Annotated in this window: 17 protein-coding genes and 2 pseudogenes; 12 read left to right on the plus strand and 7 right to left on the minus strand. The window is 51.6% G+C overall.

What is annotated here, in order from left to right; genetic code table 11:
- Positions 1-24 precede the first annotated feature (24 nt).
- Positions 25-327: pseudogene (locus tag F4V61_RS15595) on the minus strand (recombinase family protein); the annotation flags it as partial.
- A 686-nt stretch (positions 328-1,013) separates the two neighbouring features.
- Between F4V61_RS15595 and iroB the strand changes: the two are divergent.
- From iroB to F4V61_RS15615, 4 genes are all read left to right on the plus strand, one after another.
- Positions 1,014-2,120 carry a salmochelin biosynthesis C-glycosyltransferase IroB gene (gene iroB / locus F4V61_RS15600; protein ID WP_001221116.1) on the plus strand — a complete coding sequence of 369 codons (1,107 nt, stop codon included), beginning with the start codon at positions 1,014-1,016 and terminating at the stop codon, positions 2,118-2,120.
- Between the two features lie 74 nt (positions 2,121-2,194).
- A complete protein-coding gene (iroC, locus tag F4V61_RS15605; RefSeq protein WP_079835362.1) occupies positions 2,195-5,848 on the plus strand; it encodes a salmochelin/enterobactin export ABC transporter IroC in 3,654 nt (1,217 codons plus the stop codon).
- Positions 5,849-5,956: 108 nt separating this feature from the next.
- On the plus strand, positions 5,957-7,201 hold the full coding sequence (locus F4V61_RS15610) for an esterase family protein (protein ID WP_079829642.1): 1,245 nt from the start codon (positions 5,957-5,959) through the stop codon (positions 7,199-7,201).
- Positions 7,202-7,234: 33 nt separating this feature from the next.
- The gene (locus tag F4V61_RS15615) at positions 7,235-8,182 is read left to right on the plus strand and encodes an alpha/beta hydrolase (protein WP_080161162.1); all 948 of its coding nucleotides are present in this window, start codon (positions 7,235-7,237) and stop codon (positions 8,180-8,182) included.
- Between the two features lie 41 nt (positions 8,183-8,223).
- On the opposite strand, the gene F4V61_RS15620 is transcribed toward F4V61_RS15615, so the two are convergent.
- Positions 8,224-10,404 carry a TonB-dependent siderophore receptor gene (locus F4V61_RS15620; RefSeq protein ID WP_275952350.1) on the minus strand — a complete coding sequence of 727 codons (2,181 nt, stop codon included), beginning with the start codon at positions 10,402-10,404 and terminating at the stop codon, positions 8,224-8,226.
- Positions 10,405-10,819: 415 nt separating this feature from the next.
- Between F4V61_RS15620 and F4V61_RS22690 the strand changes: the two are divergent.
- A pseudogene (locus F4V61_RS22690) lies at positions 10,820-11,072 on the plus strand (hypothetical protein).
- Here the strand turns inward: F4V61_RS22690 and F4V61_RS15635 are convergent.
- Together F4V61_RS15635 and pipB2 are read right to left on the minus strand one after the other, a co-directional pair.
- A complete protein-coding gene (locus tag F4V61_RS15635) occupies positions 11,014-11,325 on the minus strand; it encodes a hypothetical protein (protein ID WP_080161159.1) in 312 nt (103 codons plus the stop codon). The pseudogene F4V61_RS22690 and the gene F4V61_RS15635 sit on opposite strands and share 59 nt — an antisense overlap.
- A 251-nt stretch (positions 11,326-11,576) precedes the next feature.
- Positions 11,577-12,629 (minus strand): type III secretion system effector PipB2, encoded by a 1,053-nt coding sequence (gene pipB2, locus F4V61_RS15640; protein WP_080161158.1) that lies wholly within the window; start codon positions 12,627-12,629, stop codon positions 11,577-11,579.
- A 436-nt stretch (positions 12,630-13,065) separates the two neighbouring features.
- Here pipB2 and F4V61_RS15645 point away from each other — a divergent pair, with 436 nt between their 5' ends.
- Positions 13,066-14,001 (plus strand): VirK family antimicrobial peptide resistance protein, encoded by a 936-nt coding sequence (locus F4V61_RS15645; protein WP_012209866.1) that lies wholly within the window; start codon positions 13,066-13,068, stop codon positions 13,999-14,001.
- 304 nt (positions 14,002-14,305) lie between these two features.
- A complete protein-coding gene (locus F4V61_RS15655; RefSeq protein ID WP_080161156.1) occupies positions 14,306-15,202 on the plus strand; it encodes an antimicrobial resistance protein Mig-14 in 897 nt (298 codons plus the stop codon).
- 719 nt (positions 15,203-15,921) lie between these two features.
- Here F4V61_RS15655 and F4V61_RS15660 read toward each other — a convergent pair.
- From F4V61_RS15660 to tctD, 3 genes are all read right to left on the minus strand, one after another.
- Positions 15,922-16,935, minus strand: coding sequence for a HoxN/HupN/NixA family nickel/cobalt transporter (locus F4V61_RS15660; protein ID WP_080161155.1), 1,014 nt, complete (start codon positions 16,933-16,935; stop codon positions 15,922-15,924).
- 132 nt (positions 16,936-17,067) lie between these two features.
- The gene (locus F4V61_RS15665; protein WP_080161154.1) at positions 17,068-18,483 is read right to left on the minus strand and encodes a sensor histidine kinase; all 1,416 of its coding nucleotides are present in this window, start codon (positions 18,481-18,483) and stop codon (positions 17,068-17,070) included.
- Entirely contained in the window at positions 18,470-19,144 is a 675-nt protein-coding gene (tctD, locus tag F4V61_RS15670; RefSeq protein WP_001237938.1) for a transcriptional regulator TctD, read from the minus strand. The genes F4V61_RS15665 and tctD overlap by 14 nt, the downstream gene beginning before the upstream one ends.
- Before the next feature lie 154 nt (positions 19,145-19,298).
- Between tctD and F4V61_RS15675 the strand changes: the two genes are divergently transcribed.
- The 5 genes from F4V61_RS15675 to lhgO all read left to right on the plus strand — a co-directional run bounded on the left by F4V61_RS15675 (position 19,299) and on the right by lhgO (position 24,855).
- Positions 19,299-20,276, plus strand: coding sequence for a Bug family tripartite tricarboxylate transporter substrate binding protein (locus F4V61_RS15675; RefSeq protein WP_000744407.1), 978 nt, complete (start codon positions 19,299-19,301; stop codon positions 20,274-20,276).
- 11 nt (positions 20,277-20,287) lie between these two features.
- A complete protein-coding gene (locus F4V61_RS15680; RefSeq protein WP_012209865.1) occupies positions 20,288-20,722 on the plus strand; it encodes a tripartite tricarboxylate transporter TctB family protein in 435 nt (144 codons plus the stop codon).
- A 10-nt stretch (positions 20,723-20,732) separates the two neighbouring features.
- The gene (locus tag F4V61_RS15685; RefSeq protein ID WP_080161153.1) at positions 20,733-22,247 is read left to right on the plus strand and encodes a tripartite tricarboxylate transporter permease; all 1,515 of its coding nucleotides are present in this window, start codon (positions 20,733-20,735) and stop codon (positions 22,245-22,247) included.
- 336 nt (positions 22,248-22,583) lie between these two features.
- A complete protein-coding gene (glaH, locus tag F4V61_RS15690; RefSeq protein ID WP_141029337.1) occupies positions 22,584-23,561 on the plus strand; it encodes a glutarate dioxygenase GlaH in 978 nt (325 codons plus the stop codon).
- Between the two features lie 25 nt (positions 23,562-23,586).
- Positions 23,587-24,855, plus strand: coding sequence for an L-2-hydroxyglutarate oxidase (gene lhgO, locus F4V61_RS15695; protein WP_058345893.1), 1,269 nt, complete (start codon positions 23,587-23,589; stop codon positions 24,853-24,855).
- Positions 24,856-24,873: the final 18 nt, after the last annotated feature.

Consider the following 24,873-nt stretch of genomic DNA (forward strand, 5'->3'; position numbering starts at 1 on the left):
TCACCGTGTAGGGATAGCAATAGACCCATCCCCCCTACTCGTATCAATAAAATCACTCAGGCTGCGAAAATTAATACCACGCTCACGCAGTTCTTCAACCAGTACGACAAGATGCCGCATGCTGCGCCCCAGTTTTTCCAGCGTCCAGACCACCAGGGTATCACCTGCAGATAATGTCCTGAACAGCTTTTTCAGCCCAAGCCTGTCGGGTTTCGTGCCGCTGATTTTATCTTCAAAAATCAGCTCACATTCCGCGCAGTTCAGCGTATTACGTTGTAGATCGGTGTTCTGGTCATTTGTTGATACGCTCACATAGCCAATAAGCATGATGAATCCCCTGAATAAAAAGCGGGGATGATGCCAGTTACCCGTTATTTCTGCATTTTCATAAAGCTTGGTTTTCAAGAAACAATAAATCTGGTTGCAGATACGCTACAAAAATCGCAAAACAGTGACAATATTCCGGACAAAGCGCTGTTCGTTCGCAATATTAGAATAATGATGTCAAAGCGGGTTTGATGGGTTAACGAAGCCGGATGGGACAAAATTGCTACAGTGGTGGCGCCATAGCGATAATCAGGCTCGCAAGTAGTATGGGATTTAGCGCCGAACGCGATAACGCTGTTTTGTTTTCACCCGCTATCATTGTCGCCGAACACAATTAAATTGCCAACCAGCACGCTATCAATACTCATACTGAATCGCCACCGGTACGTTTACCTCATCGCCTGAAGGGGTATTCGCGAGTTATCATTAATAATCCACGGGCGTCTGATATTCGAATCCAGCTCCCTGGTCCTGGCGCTTTGCATTCGCGCCCATCCACGCGTAAATAGTACGAAAAGCTGACTTCACCGTTTAACGCTCTACTCCCTTCCCGATTCTTTGGAAAGCAAATCATCACGTTATCAAGTGTCATATTTGTTATTGCATTTTTTAAATGGTATTGGTAATTATTATCATTCTCATTAGAGAGCTTATCCGCTTTATGACATGGAGAGAGAGGATTTCTCATGCGTATTCTGTTTGTCGGTCCACCACTGTATGGTCTGCTATACCCTGTGCTGTCCCTGGCGCAAGCGTTTCGTGTTAATGGCCATGAAGTGCTGATTGCAAGCGGTGGAAAATTTGCACAGAAAGCGGCAGAAGCTGGCTTGGTGGTATTTGACGCTGCGCCAGGTTTCGATTCAGAAGCGGGTTATCGCCGTCAGGAGGCATTGCGAAAAGAAAATAACATTGGAACAAAAATGGGGAACTTCTCATTCTTCAGCGAAGAAATGACCGACCCGCTGGTCGCGTTCGCCGGACAGTGGCGGCCAGATCTCATCGTCTACCCTCCCCTTGGGGTCGTTGGGCCATTGATTGCCGCTAAGTATGGCATTCCGGTAGTGATGCAAACCGTCGGCTTCGGCCATACGCCCTGGCACATTAAAGGCGTGACGAAATCACTTTCTAACGCCTACCGCCGCCATGGGGTCAGCGCTCCGCCAAGAGATCTGGCGTGGATAGACGTCACACCGCCCAGCATGAGCATACTGCAAAATGACGGAGAGCCGGTTATCTCCATGCAATATGTCCCGTATAACGGCGGCGCCGTCTGGGAAGAATGGTGGGAACGTACACCTGATCGCAAGCGTCTTCTGGTCAGCCTCGGCACCGTCAAACCGATGGTGGATGGCCTGGATCTGATTTCTTGGGTAATGGATTCCGCCGGCGAAGTAGATGCCGAAATAATCCTGCATCTTCCGGCAAACGCCCGCTCGGATTTACGTTCACTGCCGCCGAATGTCCGTCTGGTTGACTGGCTTCCGATGGGCGTTTTCCTTAACGGCGCCGACGGTTTTATCCACCATGGCGGCGCAGGCAACACCCTGACGGCGCTGCATGCCGGCATTCCGCAGATAGTCTTTGGCCAGGGCGCCGACAGACCCGTCAATGCCCGCGCCGTGGTCGAGCGCGGATGCGGCATTATTCCCGGTAAGAGCGGACTTACGAGCAGCATGATCAATACCTTCCTCGGTAATAGCGCGCTTCGCGAGGCATCGCTGGAGGTCGCGGCGGAAATGGCTGCGCAGCCTTGCCCGACTGAGGTAGCAAAAAAACTGATCGCCATGCTGTAGCAGCGTAATGACAATATGGCGGCTGAGGCCTGCCGGTGTCGCCATATCTCATCTTTCACAGATAAGGAGGCTTAATGCCCGCGACTCATTCCCCCATGCCCGCTCGTGCCTGGATAGTTCGCCTTGCCCGCGTGTGTTGGGAACGTAAAACACTGAGCACCATTGTCATCGTGGCATCGGTATCGACCATTTTACTGGCCGCGCTGACGCCGCTGATAACGCGTCAGGCCGTCAATGACGCGATAGCAGGCGATGCGACCCGCCTGCCGTTGCTCGCCTGCGGCCTGCTATTAATTGCACTTTTTGATTTCATCGGTAATTACGTGCGCCGCGGCTATGCCGGAGAACTCTCGTTGTGGGTTCAGCATACGTTACGTAGCCGCGCGTTCGACAGTATTCAAAAACTGGACGGAGCGGCCCAGGACGCTTTACGTACCGGACAGGTCATTTCGCGTACCAATAGCGATCTTCAACAGGTGCATACCCTACTACAGATGTGTCCGGTGCCTCTGGCGGTGCTCACTTACTATATTGCCGGTATCGCGGTAATGCTGTGGATGTCGCCCTCCATGACGCTTATCGTGGTTGGCGTACTGGCGGCCCTTGCCATTACCGCCCTGCACGCCCGTCGCCGTGTTTTCGCGCAAACGGGGCTTGCCTCAGACCGGCTGGCGCAGATAACGGAACATATGCGCGAAGTACTGGAACAGATCCTGGTGGTGAAGTCCTGCGTGGCGGAGTTGCGCGAAACGCGCTGGCTCGATAGTCAGTCACGACAGATGGTGCGGGTACGCATCGGCGCCGCTATCTCGCAGGCGATGCCGGGCGCAACCATGCTGGCGCTACCGGTGCTGGGGCAAATTATCCTGCTGTGCTATGGCGGATGGTCGGTGATGAACGGGCACATCGATCTGGGAACCTTCGTCGCGTTCGCGAGTTTTCTCGCCATGCTGACCGGCCCAACCCGCGTGCTGGCATCGTTCCTGGTTATCGCACAGCGCACTCAGGCGTCGGTGGAGCGCGTCTTCGCGCTTATCGACACACGTTCTCTAATGGAAGACGGTACCGAGTCGGTTGGGGGTCAGATTATCGGGCTGGACGTGGAGAAGATGAGTTTCCACTACGGCAACGACAACCGTATCCTCAACGAGACCTCGTTTTCCATTCACGCCGGTGAAACCGTGGCGGTAGTTGGCGCCTCCGGCTCAGGAAAATCAACATTGTTGATGTTGCTGGCGCGCTTTTACGATCCCACCTCCGGCGGGGTGTGGCTTAACACCACCAGGGGCCAACAAAATATTCGCGACCTGAAACTTACGGCGCTCCGTCGTCACGTTGGCGTAGTTTTTGAAGACGCTTTTCTGTTTGCCGGTACGGTGGCGGAAAATATCGCCTATGGGTATCCGCAGGCTACTCAGGACGATATTCGACGCGCCGCCGATGCCGCAGGCGCCAGCGGGTTCATTAATGCTCTGCCCCAGGGGTTTAACACCCGCCTGACCGAACGCGGAGCTAACCTCTCCGGCGGACAACGCCAGCGTATTGCGCTGGCCAGGGCATTGATTACCGCGCCGGAACTGTTGATCCTTGATGACACCACCTCGGCGGTCGATGCTGGCACCGAAGCGGAAATTAATACGGCTCTTGGGCGTTATGCCGATAGTGAACATATGTTGCTGGTGATTGCGCGCCGCCGTTCAACACTACAGTTAGCCGATCGGATCGTCGTGCTGGATAAAGGCCGCGTAGTGGATATCGGCACTCAGGCGGAACTGGACGCAAGATGTCCGACGTTCCGCTCGTTGATGCGTGGCGATGGTGATTTTCTCGCCCTCTCCCCAACGGAACAGCATGAGCTATGGCCAACAACGCAGTCGGCAAAATCCGACGACGCACATCAGTGCCAGACGCCCGCCGGAAAAGGTTTTGTCGACCGGATGACGCGCGTTCCGGAACGCGCCGTACAGATGGCGCTGGCAGGTCACGGGCGCCAGGTCTCATCGCTGCTGACGCCAGTGGCCTGGATGTTTGTCATCGCCGCCCTGCTTATCGCGCTTGATTCCGCCGCGGGCGTTGGCGTGCTGGTACTGTTGCAGCGCGGTATTGACTCAGGCGTTGCCGTAGGGAATATGTCGACTATCGGCATATCCGCCCTGCTCGCGCTGTGCCTGGTGGCGATCAGTTGGTGCTGCTATGCGCTGCAAACGATCTTCGCCGCCCGCGCGGCAGAGTCGGTACAGCATACGGTACGCTTACGCAGCTTCGGCCATCTGCTACGCCTGAGTCTCCCCTGGCACGAGAAGAACATCGATTCACGTCTTACCCGTATGACCGTCGATGTCGACTCACTCGCCCGTTTTCTACAAAACGGCCTTGCCAGTGCGGCAACCAGCATCGTGACGATGGTCGCTATCGCCGCTGCAATGTTCTGGCTTGACCCCATTCTTGCGTTAACGGCGTTAAGCGCCGTGCCTGTAGTGATGCTGGCGACGTGGATTTATCGCCGTCTGAGCTCGCCTGCCTACGCGCAGGCACGGCTGGAGATTGGTAAGGTTAACAGTACGCTTCAGGAGAAGGTCTCCGGCCTGCGGGTAGTACAGTCGCACGGCCAGCAGGAGCAGGAAGCCGCCAGGCTACGGGCGTTATCAAACAACTTCCGCACCACCCGCGTGCGGGCGCAAAAATACCTTGCCGTCTATTTTCCGTTCCTGACCTTCTGCACCGAGGCCGCCTATGCCGCCGTGCTTTTAATCGGGGCGTCCCAGGTCGCCGGAGGCGAAATGACGCCCGGTGTACTGGCAGCGTTCTTCCTGCTACAGGGGCAATTTTACGGCCCGGTTCAGCAGTTGTCAGGCATTGTCGATTCCTGGCAGCAGGCGACCGCCAGCGGCAAACATATCAATGCGCTATTGGCGACTGAGGAAACGGAGAATATCGCACCGTCATCCATAACGCCCTCGACTGGCGCGCTGCGTCTGGAGGCATTAACGTTCCGCTATCCCGAAGAAACGCAACCTGCGCTCGATAATATCTCGCTCACCATTCCGCAAGGAACGATAGTCGCGGTGGTCGGACGTAGCGGCGCCGGCAAATCGACGCTGATTAAGCTGTTGGCCGGGCTCTACTCTCCCACCAGCGGGCGAATCCGCATCGGTGAGCGCGTAATTGATACGGCGTCGCTTACCGATTATCGTCGCCAGACGGGGCTGGTTTCTCAGGATGTCGCATTATTTAGCGGCGATATTGCCGAAAATATCCGCTATTCGCGGCCAGCCAGCAGCAACACGGAGGTAGAAATTGCGGCACGACGCGCGGGGCTGTTGGAAACCGTGCAACATCTGCCGCAGGGGTTTCGTACTCCGGTCAATAACGGCGGTTCGGATCTGTCTGCAGGTCAGCGTCAGTTGATTGCTCTCGCCCGCGCCCAACTGGCGCAGGCGCATATCCTGCTGCTCGACGAGGCGACAGCGCGTATCGACCGCAGCGCCGAGGAGCGCTTAATGACCTCGCTTACCAGGGTGACGCATACCGAGAAACGCATCGCGCTTATCGTCGCGCACCGGCTGACCACCGCTCGCCGTTGCGATGTTATTGTCGTAATCGATAAAGGATGTATCGCTGAATATGGCAGCCATGAGCAGTTGATAGCGACTCATGGCCTGTATGCTCGTCTGTGGCGGGACAGCGTCTGCCAGACACGCGATACGCAAGAAGAGGTTATGGGATAGTTTTTATCGACACGATTTACGCAAAAGAAAGCCCGCAAGCGGCTGTTCCTGTAACAGCCGTTTAGCTATTGAGACTGACCAAAATATCAATGAGATGGAATATCGATAATGAGACTGAGCCCACCCGGAGATCCCGTCGCGATGCAGACTGCCGCGCGCCTTCGCCGCCAGCTCGCCGCCGGAAGCCAGGTTGACGTTTTCCACTTCTGGCAAGAGGCAAACTCGCTCGCGCTACCGCTGGTGACTGCGATTGACGGCACAGACGACGAACGGGAAGTCACCTTCCTGTGGCGTGCCGCCTATCCCTTACAGGGAGTTTATGTCCGTCTGAACCGTGTCACCGACAAAGACAACGTGACGAAAGGTATGATGACTCAACTCCCCACAACGGATATCTGGCATCTGACCCTTCGCTTACCGGCATCCTACTGCGGTTCCTATACGATGACAGAAATACCACAGGAAACCCCGGACGAGACGGTATTGCAGCTTGGAAGCCGTTTCGCAACCCTTGTCGGGCAGGCAGACCCGCTGAACAGAACGCCGGGGATAAATGTTCGGGGCAATGCGCAGGAATCCATTCTGGCGCTGGATAATGCCCCGGCCCAGGAGGAGTGGTCTGGCCGCCGCGCTTACGCCGGGCAGCTTTTCACCGCAGAACATCGGCTCGCCGGGCAACCTCGCTGTGTGCGGCTGTATCTTCCTGAGGTTCCTGTTATACAGCCGCTGGGTTTACTGGTCCTTACAGATGGCGAAACCTGGTTCGACCATCTTGGGGTGAGCGCCGCCATTGACGCCGCCATCAACAGTGGGCGCATCGCACCAGTGGCCGTGCTCGGCATTGATAACGTTGATGAGCATGAACGCGTCGCGATACTCGGCGGTCGCCGCGAACTGGTGCTGGATATCGCCGAACGCCTGCTGCCAACCATTCGCGCCGAACACCCTGAGCGGCGGTGGGCGGACCGTAGACAAACGGTGCTGGCCGGGCAAAGCCTCGGCGGCGTGACCGCGCTGATGGCTGCCCGCCACGTGCCAGAAAGCTTTGGCCTGGTATTAAGCCACTCGCCCTCGATGTGGTGGACGCCGGACAACCGCAGCCGCCCGGACCATTTCAGCGGAGAAGATCGCTCCTGGATCAGCGAACATGTGCTATCTGCGCCATCGCCAGCCGTACGCACGCATCTGTGCGTGGGATCGTTAGAAGGTTCGACGGTCCCGCAGGTAAAACAATTGCATGAAAAATTACGTGCCTCCGGCGTCGAAAGCCACTGCGACGTGTACACTGGCGGCCACGATTACGCATGGTGGCGCGGCGCGCTGATTGACGGTTTAAGCCTACTGCCCCGCTAATACCTCACCTGCCAAAAAAGGAATAATCATCAGATGTATGGTCGCGAGTACCGCCACAAGCGCTATCGTATAACGCTATTTTTAGCGAGCTTTTGTTTTCCCCTCGTCTATAGCAAGCTGAGTTATACGAAACCGGATATGCAGCCATTAGGGCCGAATATCGCCGATAAAGGTTCCGAATACTACAATTTCAGGGTCAATGACTTCCAATCTGCCGATGGCGCAAGACATTATCGGGTGTGGACAGCTATCCCCTATAAACCCGCCCCGCCGTTGGGCTATCCGGTCCTATATATGCTGGATGGTAACGCGGTGATGGACAGGCTGTCGGAGGCGTTACTCAAACAGTTGGCAGATCATTCGCCGCCGGTGATTGTGGCGATTGGTTATCAGACAAACCTGCCGTTTGATCTTAATGGCAGAGCTTATGACTATACGCCGGTGCTGGGAACTGGCAGCGAAGACAATGAAAATAATCCGCGCTTTCATCGTAAGACCGGCGGCGGGCCAGCGTTCCGCCAGCGACTAGAGACGCATATCGCGCCGCAGGTGGAGCAAGGAATAGCCATCAACCCCGAACGGCGCGGAGTGTGGGGGCACTCTTATGGTGGCCTGTTCGTTTTGGACTCCTGGCTGTCGTCATCGTTCTTCTATATGTACTACAGTGCCAGCCCGTCGCTCAACAGAGATAATTTTGCCCTTTTGAAGCGCATCATGGCAGTGACCCCGCCGCCGTTCTGTCATAAAAAACTCATTATCATGGAAGGTTCTGCGTCGAGTGGAGATAGCAGGCAAAGCCAGATGGCCAGGCTCCTGCAAAAAGTTCAGAAGACCGTAATAACGCTTGAGAACAACGGCGTTAACGCTGCCTTACAGGACTATCCGGGCCAGGGCCATGGGCCCATGTTTAACGTCTCTTTTCGCAATGCGTTGCTGGATATCAGTCGCGAGCAGGCAGGCCAAAAGTCACGCTGCAATTAACCCGTCGCCAGAAAATGCCCGCCAGCGGCGGGCATAACCCATCAAAACGACGCCGTCACACCGGCATAATAAGCCCGCCCCGGTTCGTTATAGGTATTTGCCCCTTCAGCGGAGCGATAAATCTGTTTATCAAAGATATTGCTGATACCGACATTAAGACGCAGGTTCTTGTTGATATCGTAGTTAACGTTGGTGCCTACCAGTGAGTAAGCCCCCAGCGCTTTCCCGGACAATCCTTTGGTCTCTTCACTGCGCGACTCCGCATGCGTTCGCGGTTTTTGCTTGCCGTATAACGTCCAGTTGACGCCAGCGGAGAGCGCACTGGTGATAGTCCAGTCGAGGGAGGTATTCACCGTATATTTCGGGATTATCGATAACGGATTACCGGTATCTTTTTGCTCGGAGGTGATCATATAAGTCGCATTAGTATTCCAGTTCAGACGATCCGGCATCAGAGGAACAGCCATGCTGGCTTCAATACCTTCAACCAGAGCTTTCCCCCCGTTCTGCCATTGCAGTACATAAGCGCCCGATGAACTTTTCCCAATAATTTTATCGCCTGCGACAATCTTATTCTGATAATCGTTACGGAAATACGTTACGCTTGCATGGTAATCCTCTACGGTAAATTCCAGCCCAATCTCTTTATTGATGCTAATTTCAGGATCGAGATTCTTATTACCGACCAGGTAGCATCCCGCTCTTCCTGAAGGAAGATCTTTGGGGCACCCATTACCTTTCGAATAAAGTAAATACCCTTCACTGGTCTGATACAAGTTCGGCGCCTTAAAGGCCCTGGCGATACCTGCTTTCATCTTGACGTATTCCCCTAACTCCTGGGAAAGGTTAAGACTGGGACTAAAATTACTACCGGATTCGCTCAGGTAGTCAAAACGCAGGCCTGGAATAATGTTGGTACCGGCCATGGGTTCTATATTATCTTCAACGTACAGCGCGCTGATTTGCGATTTATTTTTGCTGCTACGATGAGCCGCCGAACCGGAAATCCCTGCGATATTGTTATCGTTCACCGTCAAGCCAGTCGAAGATGGGTCCTCGAGGGCATCGCGGTTCCACTCCGCGCCGACGGTGAGCGTTTGCTCAAATAGCCATATCACAGGGACATTCACCTCACCGCTGGTGCGATATGAGGTCAGGCGGTTAGTGGTGAACGTCTGGTCGTTGGTAATACGCCCCTCGCCGCCGCCGGAAAGCCCCTCATTCATGCGGGTATTATTGGTCTTTTCATAGTAAAACCCGAGACGGCTTTGCCCCCAGTCCCAGATACCGTGATGAGTAATACCGTAATTCTGTCGGTACAGGCGGTTGGTCTCCCGCCCGGACTGCGCCAGACTTTTAGTGACCGCGTTTGAGGTGCTGTTTTGCGTATCGCCGGCATAGATATTTCCCTGTCGGCTGTATCCTGCTTCAAAATCGAGGATTTGCTGCGAGGTCATTTTCCATGAGAAGACGCTATTAATATCTTTATTGGTGACGCCTTCCCGCCCTGCGGCATTTTTCGTACCGGCTGAGGAGTTAATATCCCAGCTATCGGCGTCGGTTCTGTTAAGATTACCGTACAGCCGCATTGTCAACGCATCGCCAGCCAACGGGCCGCTAAGACTAAAGTTACCACGCCGGGTGTCGCCCTCTTTGCTATTTTCCGGCTGGTTGGTATAGAGCGACAGCGATCCGTGCCAGTCGTTAGTCGGGCGTTTGGTGATGATGTTCACCACCCCGCCTGCGGCGCCAGATCCATAGCGCGCGGCGGCGGGCCCACGGATAACTTCAATACGTTCTACCAGCTCCGGCGGCACCCAGTTCGTATCGCCACGGGTATCGCGTTCTCCACGCCAGCTATAGCGTACCGAATTTCGCGACGTCACCGGTACGCCGTCAATCAGCACTAAGGTATTTTCCGGCCCCATTCCGCGAATATCAATTTGTCGGTTATTCCCACGCGTCCCCGAGGCGCTATTGCCGGTAAGATTAACCCCCGGCATCTTACGAATAATATCGGAGAGATCGTTAACAGGAGGATTCTTCTGAATATCGTCACGGGTAATAATCGAAACACCTGGCTGTTGTTTTAATACTTGCTCGGCGGTGGATTCAACCACCATAGTTTCGCCGTTGCCCTCAGAATATTCTGCTGCTGATAATGGACTATTAACCCCTGAAAAAACCACGGTTATTAACCAGAGGATCTTATTAACTCTCATACCCATTCCCTAAACAAAGTCTCAAGTAAAGCGGTTGTCCTCAAGCTCACATCCTTGCCAGGCTACGGCTATATAGTAATTATCACCATATACAAATGATAATAATTATCATTCAATCAAGAAAAAGGCAATCTTTCGACCGCAAAAATCTGGTAATAAGACAACGGAAACGGGATCTTGCAATATGACACTCTGTCTGGGCTCAGCTTTGCCAGTAAATCTAGGAAGGGTGCAGAATGCGTCCTACTGAACGGAAGTTTTATAAACAGGAATAGAGAAAATAAAACTATTTTCAAAGCGTTAATTACAAGAAACAACCAGGCAAGATGGTATAGCGCGGTTCAGAGTCCACCGGCGCTTCCCTGCCGACGGCGAACCGTTCTTACAGTTTGCCAGAGACTTTCCGTCTGGTGTAATGGTGGGATCGGATACGATTGTAGTCATTCGATATATGACGATGAAAGTTATGTCGGCTCCAAAATACAAAGCGCCTGGTAATATTTATCAGGCGCTTTGCAGACAGAAAACCGTCTGTCTGTATACGGACTGACCGCTATGATAATAGCGCGACACTCCGAAAAACTCTTTTATATTACACACAGTTAACCATCAAACATCGGTTTCTCGTTCTCCAGGATCTACCGGGAAAAATGGCAACCCACAGTTAGTGGATTTTACTGCCGTGTCTTGCCAGGGATTTTGTGTTATCCCCAGCTCTTTAAAAAGACCTCGTAACAGCACTAAATCCCTGGGTGTCATTCTTTTATTTGGTTCACCCTCTTTAGGGGGGCGAATATCCTCCTGACTAGTACATGTAACACAATAACCTTTTAACTCTATCCACTTAGGCTTAGGGGGTTCCTTAGGCTCGGCAGGAGTCGGGCTGGAAATGCACGAACAGGCACTTATACATCCAGGCATAACGTTTTCCTTTTTAAAGAATTCGCTTTAGTTGAAAGTTTTACTTAAAAAAATAGAAAGCTATTCGGATATCTGGATCGTCGTGTACTCCTGTAATAATAAAAGATACTGTAAATTATTTACTCTCAGCCACTATTTCAGCAAAGAAAGTGGATTATTACTCATACCGTTAGCTCATGTTTGCTCTGACAACACCTTATTCAGATACTTATTCTTACGTTTCCTTTATGTCAGTTTGACTTTAAATAGAACTAAAAATCATCACTATAAAATTCGTTAAAGAGCATTTGTGTACTTGCAGACATTCTGGTTTCTTCGGTACGTGAATGGGTTAGCGTACAATCTTTAATATTGGTATTTTTTAAATCAGCCTGAGACAAGTCAGCTCCTTCAAGGTTCGCCGAGGTTAAATTAGCCTTTTGCAGGTTTGCCCGGGTTAAGATGGCACCCTCCATATTAGTGGCCATCATATTAGTACCTTTTAATATCGTATCACACATATTGGCACCAGTAAGAATCGCGCCTGAAACATTGGCACGTTCCATATTCGCTCCGCAGAGATTACTGTCTATCATGCTACAGCCTAACAGACTCGCGTGTTGTAAATTGGCGCCAGTAAGATTAGCGTGATCGAGGGTAGCGCCACACATAATGCTATCTTCCAGACAGGCGTTCTTGAAATTACTGTCGCCTAATGATGCTCCCGATAGATTAGCGCCCTTAAAATTTGCACCGTCACAATCCGCCATAAACAGTATTGCCCCCTCTAAATCTGCGCCGCTTAAGTCTGCGTCACATAAATTTTCTCCCGTCAGATTTGCTCCGGTAAGGACAGCGCCTTTAAGATTCATGCCTCCCTGGGCAGTTAATATTACAGAATCCTGAGGGAGAGAAAATTCGCATCTGAATAGTAAAGCTCGACATATTTTTTCAAAAGAGGCAAGCAGAATTTCTCTCGTCTCAGAATTGCCGCCTTTACTGACCCGTACAATAACTTGTCCAGCTTCGTTATTCTCACCAGGAAGATTAAATTCGACACGACACCCATCCATATCATCCAGTATAATGTTTTCTGGCAACGGAGCACCTCTGTCAGGCATTGTACTTTTCAATGTTTCAGCCATAGTCTCTATCAATTCATGATATTGTGTTTCATTTCTCCGACGTATCCCTCCACAGGTAAAAAAGTTAATGAGAAACTCCAGAAAACTTTGGAGAGAGGTTGCTTGCCGCATAGCGGCATAAGTCCCCGTACCAAAAGCAGATGCAGCCATACCAGCCAGACTATCGGGTGAACGTTCCATAATATTTTCTCCCAGAGATAGCAACGCATATGATAAAATTCATCATAAAGATTTTCATTTAGATATAAGGTGAATACCCCTTTTTCGTCTTGTTACATACTAACATATCGTGACACTCTACAGTCTGGCTAACATCACGTACTTCCTGGATAAACTATCCCTATCGATTTTATCGAAATTACATAATGCCAACAAAATAAATATATCGACTTATAACATTACTTAAAATAATGAACGTAATATTCGTTTTAATGCTAAGTTCATGACTCCCTCCCTTACCCGAAAAGCTATAAAAAGGATGTTTAATGCGTTTTATTGCCGCCATTGACAAACCGTTTAACAACATCGTCTCTGCGGGCACTCCTTGTTGCCTTTACGTTTAACTCAGGCAGGCTACCGTTTCTGTTATGAGTCTATTGAGTAATAGGGCTGTAGTATGACGATGCATCAAAGTGATATGGATATGGAAAGGTACAATCCATTATTAATGTTAAAAGAAGTCATGGCACAAACGCCTTATCGGCATAAACGCTGGGGAGAGCGTAAGTTTCGCTATAAGTTCGTATTACGTTGCCTTATTAACCCTGTAACGACAATCAAATACTTCAATGAGTTATGTAATCTTAATCAGCCCAGAACGCTTATAACTCATCGTCCGCTACTGCCGGCAAAAATCCAGCGGCCTTATTTGTATACCGGACTTAGCATTCGTTGCCGGGCAAGAGCTATTCTGGAACACTACCAGTTCGTTCAGTCCTTTGCGGAAAATAAAATTAAAAAAATCCTGCTGTCCGAAGAGCCAACGTTGCTCGCTCACCTGGAAGGAAAAAACGGAGCTCTGGTGGACATCTACTGTGGTCCCTGTGGCTATGACAGGGAAGGTGAACTGACATTAACGTTGTGCTTCAATGATACGCCGCTGGCACGTTTATCTTTTTCCTTTATTCACCATGAAGGGAAGCAAATAGCGCTGGTTGCCGGGTTACAAGGCCCCAGTAAACATGTTGGCCCACAAGTCATACGTAACGCTACCAAAGATTGCTACGGGCTCTTTCCTAAACGGATGCTGTATGAAGCGTTTGCGACATTTATTCAAGCCTGTAATGTAGCGGAAATTTTTGCGGTAAGTGAAAACAATCATGTTTATCGCCAACTCAGATACTTATTCCAGAAGAAAAAAACCTTTGTAGCCAGCTATAGTGAATTCTGGGAGTCTCTAAATGGCGTTAAAGAAGGTGCCTTATACCATCTGCCATCACAGGTGATGCGTAAATCGCCTGAAAGTATCCCCAGTAAAAAACGTGCAGAGTACCGGAACCGCTATCATATTCTGGATAAAATAGTACAACAGGTTAAAAGCCTCTCTCATTAGGACTATTTCAGGTGTTGATTTGCAGATCCTGCCACCGTTCAACGGTTTTCTCTGACATCTGTGACTAACCTTCATTGCTACTGAATGGTTAAATATAGAGTGGCTTATGAGTGAAAAGCGCGGTATTAGACTGTCGCTTTTACTCGTATTACTACCAACATATTAATCTTACTCCCTTCACCATAATGTCATCAATTAGCGTGTTAACCAGTAAATATAAGTTAAACATCTGTCACATTTTTATTTGCCTGGGCAACAAAATAATTCAAAATAGAACTTCCAGTAATATAAGTCAGGGGTTTTGGTGAAAATACAAGAAGTCAAACGTATATTAACCCGCTGGGAGCTGTCTTCCTTTTCCCTATACCGGGAGGCGTTTACGCAATATGGTGGTAGTATCAATATGCACCCAGATATTGTCGATTATTTTATGAGACGCCATAATTGGCATTTTAAATTCTTCCACTATAAAGAGGATAATGCGATTAAAGGCGCATACTTTATCTGTAATGATCAGAATATTGGCATCCTGACGCGCAGAACCTTCCCACTATCTTCAGATGAGATACTTATTCCGATGGCACCTGAATTACGCTGCTTCTTACCCGATCGTACTAACCGGCTTTCGGTGTTACATCAGCCACAAATTCTCAATGCAATATGGAAAATTACCAGAAAGAAACAAAACTGTCTGGTCAAAGAAACGTTCTCTTCAAAATTCGAGAAAAGGCGCCGTAATGAATACCAAAAATTCCTGAGAAACGGAGGAAGCGTCAGAACGGTAGATGAGCTTTCTACAGAAGAGTTGGCGCACACCTTTATCACATTGTTCCAGTCACGCTTCGGCGACACGCTAAGCGGTTATCCCATTGAAAATTTAATAGATTTTTTTAGCCAGTTGCGTCACCTTCTGTTCGGTAACATTCTTTATATTGAGGGTACCCCCTGTGCGTTTGATATTGTTCTGAAGTCTGAAAGCCGTCTGAACATTTACTTTGATGTCCCGAATAGCGGTGTAAAAAGTGAATACATGAAGCTTAGCCCTGGCAGCATACTAATGTGGCTGAATATTAACCGCGCCAGACATTACTGTCAGGAAAGACAAAAAAGATTAATTTTTTCTCTCGGTATCCTGAAACCTGAATGGGAATATAAACGCCTGTGGTCGACTCCCTATTTTACCGGAAAATCAATTTGTTAAAAATAAAATTAGGACGTAAATATATTTTTTACGTCCTAATTTTTCATAAATTCTGATGGAATGATGAAAAACAAAAACCTTCATCCTAATTTAAAAAATAAGTTAACAATCATATAATCATAATGACAATTACTCGAAATTCACTTACACTACACTCGGTTTTATGGAATTGATTAACGCAGTATGTTACAGATAACGTGCTAAAAAGAATGCAGCAGTTATGCGCTTTCATGGCTGTACCATTAACTCGGTACCAAGCGCAGATGGTGGTTACAGCCACTATTTTATCTCTTCTGGCCAGGCATACCGCCAGTAGATTAAAGGTATAGCCTTGCTTTATGGCATGACGAAAAATGCGGGTGAGGTCTATACTCGATGTATAGGTTATTTGTCACAACTCTCTTGTGCATAACAATACTTTACCGTCAACAGCGTTGTACTGTTACTGTGGTTCTTGCTGACAGCAGACTTAAGACCGCCTTAACGCGGAATATCTGATAACTGGATTATATTATGACACATGCAGACTGGCTGATTCTTGGATACACGACAGTTATTATTATTTTTGGCATCGGATGTTATATCGGATTGCTTAAACTGATAATGAAATGCAAGCATGAAAAATAACGTACTTACCGCGAGAAATACACTCTCAGGAAATACGATTCTTCGGCAATGATGTTACACCACTGCCGGAATAGTATTTTTACAGAAATCAATCAGGTTTTGAGCGTGATTTTATCATAGCCGCGCCAGCGATAATTCAACAACGAGAGCAGCCAGAATAGTACGAAAGCGCCCACCACCCAGAAGCCCACATTCCCCATATGATCGTTAAGCGTGCTGACGGTCTGCCAAAATGTTCCGCTTAGCTGTAACGCATCATCAATCAGTCCCAGCGCCTCAAGCCCGCCAATCGCCAGCGCGACAAAGACGGACGCGGCGGTAATCGTCATATTGTAATAAAGTTTACGTAATGGGTGCGAGAAAGCCCAACCATAAGCACCTACCATGACAAAGTTATCCAGGGAGTCCACCAGCGCCATCCCTGCGGTAAACAGCACAGGAAAAATCATCATTGACCATAGCGATAGTCCTTGATTAGCTGCCGAGGCGGAAATACCCAGCAGCCCAACCTCAGTTGCGGTGTCAAAACCAAGACCAAACAAAAAACCAACAAAATACATATGCCAGCTGGAAGTGACCAAACGAAAGGTACGCTGAAATATACGCGTCATCAGCCCGCCGGGTAGCGCCTCATCATGCGCCCTTGCAGGTTCGCCGCGCGTAACCGAACGAAATTGCCGCCACACGCTGAACAAAATAAACAGATTAAGCAACGCCATCGCCAGCAGAAAAAAAGCTGAAACAGCCGTACCGATCAATGAACCATATTGATGAAGAATGTCAATACGATCGCGAAATGCCATCGACGTCACAACAATCGCCAGACATGCCAGAACGACAATGGTTGAATGCCCTAATGAAAAAAACGCCCCCACGCCTAAAGGCGTTTTGCCCTGCTGCATCAGTTTGCGGGTGACGGTATCGATAGCTGCAATATGATCGGCATCAACCGCATGACGCAAACCAAAACTATACGCCAGTAAGGCAGCGCTCAGCATGACCGCATGGTGATGAAAAACAAAGAACGCCCAAATCCAGGCCAGGATATTAACACTCACAAGAAAGGCGGTTAATGCGATTCCCCGTCGTTTAGTATGATTATTCATGCTCCTGCACCCACTACATTTTTCATTAACATTACGGTTTATAGGGGGACTGTATGATCATTTAATGAAAACGTCACACCTCAAGATGCGTCTTTTTGTAAACACGCTTTACCGTTGACACATTTGTGGTCATCACTGCGGAACAATGCTTAAAAAGCGTATCCTTACATATAACCCTCCCAGCGTTTCGCTACGGGAAAAATGGGGATGAGTACGGTGCAGGCGCGCAATATCATTGACCAATGCCAGACCGATGCCCGCTCCGGCCACATTTCCTACGTTATCGAGCCGGTGGAAAGGCTGCAGCGCCAGATGGATATGCTCATCATCAATGCCGGGGCCGCTATCTTCGACAACCAGCGTTATGACATCGCCATTCCGTTCAAGACGCACGGTGACGATTCCTTGCTCGGGCGTGTATTTCAGCGCATTATCCAGCAAGTTTCCGCACAGCTCGCCAAGCAGTACCTCATCCCCGTCGATCCACACCGCCTCCTGTTCGCCTTCGTAGCCCAGGTCAGTATGTTTACTGCGCGCCTGCGCCAGACGGGTAAAGCATCCATTTTGGACGACATCATACAAATTCACTGGCGAGAATCGCCGCTCACCCTGCTCTTTATGCTTTACCGCGGAAAGTTGCAGCAACCTTTCCGTGAGCTGAATGGTGCTATCCAGCGTTACGCTCATCGCCTCCAGACTTTCATACCAGTGGCGAGGTTGCTGGCTGGCTAACGCCACCGCCGCCTGCGTTTTTAACACCGCCAAAGGCGTTTTTAACTGGTGAGAAGCGTCGGCGCTAAAGCGTTCCTGGCGGGAGAGGATGCCACGGAGCCTGTCAATATAGCGATTGAACGCCACGATTAACAAGCGAGTTTCCGACCACGGCAGCAGTTCCGGCAGCGGCGTTAGCAGACCCGGTTCACGGCGTACCATTAATGACGAAAGTTGACGCATAGGCCGCAGTATCCGGCGTAATAACCAGCCAACCAGCACCAGGGTCAGCAACACCAGCAGGCCCTGTGAGATCCAGGAAGAGAATAGCAACTGTCCCGCCAGATAACGACGGGACTGTAGCGTCTCTGCGACATAAATCTCCGCCATGCCGATAATGCCGCCTTCATTCACCGGCTGTAACAAACGCGCCACACGGATCGCCTCGCCGCGATACTCGGTATGATAGAACCACGCTAGTGCCGGATAAAGCCGGGTACGGGGCGTAGCGGGCGGCATGGCGGGCAGGTCGGCATAACCGGATATCACCTTTCCGGAAGGGGCCACGACTTTGTAATAGAGCCGATCATTCATATTGAGTTCGAAGCTATCCAGCACCACCCACGGCACGTTAACTTCCAGATGGCTATTACGCACCACCAGCCGTTCCGATACCGTTCGCGCCGAAGAGAGCAGTGTACGATCATAAGCCTGTGTGGCGGCCTGTAGCGCATTGACATAGCTGTTAAATGTCGACAGCCCCCACAGCAGAATCAGCGGTAGCCCCAGGAACAGCAAGAGTTGCAGGTACAACGATTGTGGCTTAACCCACTTCATCGCCGCGCTCCAGCACATAACCCAAGCCACGCAGCGTCGTAATTCGCACATCGCTTCCCTGTAGTTTTTTACGCAGCCGATGAATATAAAGCTCAATGCTTTCAGGACTAACCTCGTCGTTCAGACTGAACACCTGTTCAAAAAGCTGCTGACGCGAGACTGGTCGCGTCCGTCGGTACATCAATACGGTTAAGAGCGCTTGCTCACGCGGCGTCAGCGCTAACGGCTGTTCCTGTAACAGAAAATACCCTTCATCATGAAAGATCAGTTCGCCCAAGCGCTGAACTTCATGAACCTGCCCGGCGCTGCGCCGGAGCAAGGCCCGTAAACGCGCATCCAGCTCTTCCAGTTCAAAGGGTTTCGGCAGATAGTCATCCGCGCCGACATTGAGACCTTTTACGCGATCCGCCACCGCGCTTCGCGCCGTGAGCAGCAAAACGGGCAAGGTCAGACCGCGTTTACGCAGCCGTTGCACCACCTCCAGCCCGTCTATTCCCGGCATATTGATATCCAGTACCGCCAGCGCGTAAGTCTCACTGTGCAAAAGATGATCGGCTGCCAGCCCGTCAAATACGCAGTCCACGGCAAAGCCGTTTTGCACCAGCGCTTTTTCCAGCCAGTGAGCCAGCTCACGGTTATCTTCCGCTAATAAGAGACGCATATCACATCCTGTAAAGTTTCTGCCGCATTGAAAGGGAATTGAAAGGTTATTGTTTTAACAATCACGCAACTGAACCGCTACATGTCGGTTCACATAATCACAAAAATCTTCTTCCGAACCTGAAAAATCCGGACGTCCGGCGTGAGGATAAAAAATGAAAAAACAATTACTTCGTACCCTTACTGCAAGCATCTTATTACTGAGTACCTCTGTTCTGGCGCAACAGGCACCATCACGAACGGAATGTATCGCGCCAGCCAAACCCGGCGGCGGTTTCGACCTCACCTGCAAACTGATTCAGGTGAGTTTGCTGGAGACTGGCGCTATCGAAAAACCCATGCGGGTAACGTATATGCCCGGCGGCGTCGGCGCAGTGGCCTATAACGCGATAGTCGCCCAACGCCCTGGCGAACCCGGCACGGTCGTCGCTTTTTCCGGCGGTTCGTTGCTCAATCTGTCGCAAGGAAAATTTGGTCGGTATGGCGTGGATGATGTGCGCTGGCTGGCGAGTGTAGGAACTGATTACGGCATGATCGCCGTGCGTGCGGATTCCCCGTGGAAAACGCTGAAAGATCTGATGACAGCGATGGAAAACGATCCTAACAGCGTGGTCATTGGCGCTGGCGCCTCGATTGGTAGCCAGGACTGGATGAAGTCGGCGTTGCTGGCGCAAAAAGCGAACGTCGACCCACGCAAGATGCGCTATGTCGCATTTGAGGGCGGCGGCGAGCCGGTGACGGCGTTAATGGGCAACCATGTTCAGGTTGTCTCCGGCGATCTCAGTGAAATGGTGCCTTATCTGGACGGCGACAAAATTCGCGTGCTTGCCGTCTTTTCAGAAAATCGTCTACCGGGCCAGCTTGCTGACGTCCCTACTGCTAAAGAGCAGGGCTACGACCTGGTGTGGCCGATTATTCGCGGCTTCTACGTCGGACCGAAAGTCAGCGATGCCGATTACCAGTGGTGGGTGGACACCTTCAAGAAACTCCAGCAAACCGACGAGTTTAAAAAGCAGCGCGATTTGCGCGGCCTGTTTGCATTCGATATGACCGGCCAGCAGCTCGATGACTACGTGAAAAAACAGGTCACCGATTACCGTGAGCAGGCGAAAGCCTTCGGACTCGCGAAATAATCGCGGAGGCAATGATGAGCGATCGTATCTTTGCGGGTATCTGGCTGTTGCTGTGTATCGCCGGCCTATTCATCGCCTGGCAGATCCAAAGCGAATACAGCTATGAACCCGTCGGCCCTCGCCCTTTTCCGCTGGGGATCCTCGGCCTGATGGCGCTATGTGCGCTGGCGCTGTTATTGCGCCATCCCGACACAGTAAGCTGGCCGCGCCGCCTTGTTCTGCAAAAGCTAGTTACCATGGTCATCATTCTGTTGATGTATGCCTGGGGATTCGAATGGCTGGGTTTTCCCATCGCCACCGCGCTCCTCACCATGGTCATCGGGATGCTGTTCGGCGCCACGACTCCGGCGGCAGGCATCTCCGGCGCGGTACTGGGCATTCTGCTGTGGTATGCCTTTGACCGGCTGCTTGATGTCACCTTACCTCTCGGCGCCTGGCTGAGTTAACGGAGCAACAATGGATACCTGGATATATCTTTCTCAGGGCTTTGCGGTGGCGATGACGCCGGAAAACCTGGTTATCGCGTTGATTGGCTGCTTCGTGGGCACTATCGTCGGTCTGCTGCCAGGACTTGGGCCGATCAACGGCGTGGCAATCTTACTGCCGCTGGCCTTTGCGTTGCATCTGCCTGCGGAGTCCGCGCTAATCCTGCTGGCGACGGTGTACATTGGGTGTGAATATGGCGGTAGGATCTCTTCCATATTACTCAACGTCCCCGGTGATGCGGCGGCGATTATGACCGCTCTGGACGGTTACCCGATGGCGCAGCAAGGGAAAGGCGGCGTAGCGCTGTCGATTTCCGCCGTCAGCTCATTTTTCGGTTCATTAATCGCTATCGGCGGCATCATTCTGTTCGCCCCCGCGCTGGCGCAATGGTCGCTGGCCTTTGGTCCGGCGGAATATTTCGCCTTAATGGTTTTTGCCATCGCCTGTCTTGGCAGCATGATGGCGCAAAACCCGCTTAAATCATTTCTGGCAGCGCTAATTGGCCTGGGCCTGGCGACCGTCGGCGTAGACGCCAACACCGGGGTTTATCGCTTTACCTTTGACAGCGTTCATCTTTCCGACGGCGTACAGTTTATCGTCGTGGTGATCGGCCTGTTCTCGGTATCAGAAATATTACTAATGCTGGAGCATACCAGCAGCGGGCAAACACTGGTTCGCAAAACAGGTCGTATGTTGTTCAACCTGAAAGAAGGCGCGCAGTGTATCGGCACGACCCTGCGTTCCTCGGTAATCGGCTTTTTTGTCGGCGTATTGCCCGGCGCCGGGGCGACTATCGCCAGCGCTATCACCTATATGACCGAGAAAAAACTCAGCGGCAACAGCGATAGCTTCGGCAAAGGGGATATTCGCGGCGTCGCGGCGCCGGAGGCGGCGAACAACGCCTCCGCCTGCGGCTCCTTCATCCCGATGCTGACGCTGGGCGTTCCCGGTTCCGGCACCACGGCGGTGATGATGGGGGCGCTGACGCTATACAACATCACGCCAGGCCCGGCGATGTTCACCGAACAACCGGATATCGTCTGGGGACTCATCGCTGCGCTGCTGATCGCAAACGTGATGCTGCTGATCATGAATATCCCATTGATCGGTCTGTTTACCCGTATGCTCACCATTCCACTGTGGTTCCTGGTACCCGCCATCGCCGCAGTATCGGCGGTAGGGGTATATGCGGTACACAGCACCACCTTCGATCTGGTGCTCATGGTCGCACTCGGCGTATTGGGGTACATTTTGCGCAAAATGCACTTCCCGATGTCGCCGCTGATCCTGGGTTTCGTACTGGGTGAAATGCTGGAGCAGAACCTGCGTCGCGCGCTCTCCATCAGTAACGGCAATATGGCGATCCTGTGGCAAAGCGGCGTCGCCAAAGCCCTGCTGATCATGGCGATCATGGTCATTGTCGTGCCGCCCGTGTTACGCCTGATCCGTAAACACAGCCGTAAACCGCAGGTTGACGCCGGTTAATTTACGGCTGAAAAATGTGGCGCTTGTCCGGCCTACACGCTCATACGCCAGGCCGGACAAACCGCGTCAGCATCATCTTCCGCTCCTGTCCTTATCACACCAGCCTTACTATCATCATAACCAACTGATTTTAAAATTCTTTATAAAAATGACAGGCTATTTTTTTGCTTAACCATACTTTTCATAATGTTAAAAATTTGTTGTTTTTGATCACAACAATTAAACAAAACAGGTTATTTCATACGCGTTCCTGGAAAATGTCGATATTTTTAATTTATGGCTACGAAATGAGCATCGCCATGTCTCCCTGACTATCTACCGAGAGGAATGATTCTGATGAATGCACTGACTGCCGTAAAAGCGAACACCGATGATTTAGCCCAACGCCATGCTGGTTTCACCCTTGCCCCTTCGGCGCAGTCGCCGCGCCTGCTGGCGTTGACGTTTACGGCGGATACCACGACGCAATTTCTCCACCAGGTTGCGCAATGGCCAGTGCAGGCGCTGGAATACAAATCCTTCTTACGTTTTAAAATCGGCAAGATCCTCGACGATCTGTGTGGCAATCAACTACAACCGCTGCTGATCAAAACGCTACTTAACCGTGCGGAAGGCGCTCTGTTGATCAACGCCGAAGGGATCGATGATGTCGCGCAGGCAGAAGAGATGGTCAAACTGGCGACAGCGGTGGCGCATCTTATTGGCCGCTCCAACTACGATGCGATGAGCGGCCAGTACTACGCGCGTTTCGTGGTAAAAAACGTAGACAACTCCGACAGTTATCTACGCCAGCCCCACCGCGTTATGGAACTGCACAACGACGGTACCTATGTTGAGGAGGCGACCGACTACGTGCTGATGATGAAAATCGACGAACAACATATGGAAGGCGGTAACTCGCTGCTGCTGCACCTTGATGACTGGGAACATCTTGAATCGTTTTTTACCCATCCGTTGGCGCGCCGCGTCATGCGCTGGGCGGCACCGCCAAGTAAAAACGTTAGCCATGACGCCTGGCATCCAGTGTTTGATGTCGACCAACAAGGCCGCCCGGTCATGCGTTATATCGACCAGTTCGTCCAGCCAAAAGACTTTGAAGAAGGCGTCTGGCTCAGCGAGCTTTCAGACGCGCTGGAAACTAGTCAAAACATCCTCTCCGTTCCGGTACCGGTAGGCAAATTCCTGTTGATTAACAATCTGTTCTGGCTGCATGGACGCGATCGTTTTACGCCGCATCCTGACTTGCGTCGCGAGCTGATGCGCCAGCGCGGTTACTTCGCCTACGCCGCCAGCCATTATCAAACTCACCAATAAGCGCCACGGCGAAGGAATTACGCGGATGTATGATTTTGTGATTATCGGCGGCGGCATTATCGGCATGTCGACCGCCATGCAACTTATTGATGTCTACCCGGACGCGCGCATCGCGTTGCTGGAAAAAGAGTCCGCGCCAGCCTGCCACCAGACCGGGCATAACAGTGGCGTGATCCATGCCGGGGTGTACTACACGCCCGGCAGCCTCAAAGCGCGGTTTTGTCTGGCAGGCAATCAGGCGACCAAAACCTTTTGCGATCAAAACAACATCCGCTACGACACCTGCGGCAAAATGTTGGTCGCCACCTCGGAGCTGGAAATGGCGCGGATGCGCGCGCTATGGGAGCGGACGGCGGCCAACGGCTTAGAGCGCGAGTGGTTAAGCGCGGCGGAGCTGCGTGAACGCGAACCCAATATCATTGGCCTGGGCGGGATTTTTGTCCCTTCCAGCGGGATTGTCAGCTATCGCGATGTCGCGACGGCCATGGCGAACCGCTTTCAGGCCAACGGCGGCGAGATCATCTACCATGCCGAGGTCAGCGCGCTAACAGAACATGCCGCTGGCGTTGTCATTCACACCTCGCAAGGCCGGGAAATCGAAACCGCTACGCTTATCGGCTGTGCAGGACTGATGGCGGATCGGCTGGTCAAAATGCTGGGCGTGGAGCCCGGTTTTATTATCTGCCCTTTCCGCGGCGAGTACTTTCGTCTGGCCCCGCGACACAACCGGATCGTTAACCATTTGATCTACCCGATCCCCGATCCGGCAATGCCGTTTCTCGGCGTCCATCTTACCCGCATGATCGATGGCAGCATCACGGTCGGGCCGAATGCGGTGCTGGCGCTTAAACGCGAAGGCTACCGTAAGCGCGACGTTTCCTTCACCGACACCTTTGAGATTTTCCGCTCCGCCGGCATTCGCCGCGTACTGCAAAATCATCTGCTTTCCGGACTGGGCGAGATGAAAAACTCGCTGTGTAAAAGCGGCTATTTGCGGCGAGTACAAAAGTATTGTCCCAGCCTGACCGTCAACGATCTCCAGCCCTGGCCGGCAGGCGTGCGGGCGCAGGCGGTTTCGCCGGACGGCAAACTGATTGATGATTTTCTGTTTGTCACGACGCCGCGTTCCATTCACACCTGTAACGCCCCCTCCCCGGCGGCGACATCAGCGATACCTATCGGCGCGCATATCGTCAGCAAAGTTCAGGCGCTACGCGCAAGCCAGAGCAACCCCGGACGTACGCTGCGTGCGGCACGCAGCGTGGACGCATTACACGCCGCATTTACCCGTTAACCCTTCAGACAGGAAGCA

Origin of the sequence: Salmonella enterica subsp. arizonae (assembly GCF_008692845.1) — a bacterium.
GTDB classification, from domain to species: domain Bacteria; phylum Pseudomonadota; class Gammaproteobacteria; order Enterobacterales; family Enterobacteriaceae; genus Salmonella; species Salmonella arizonae.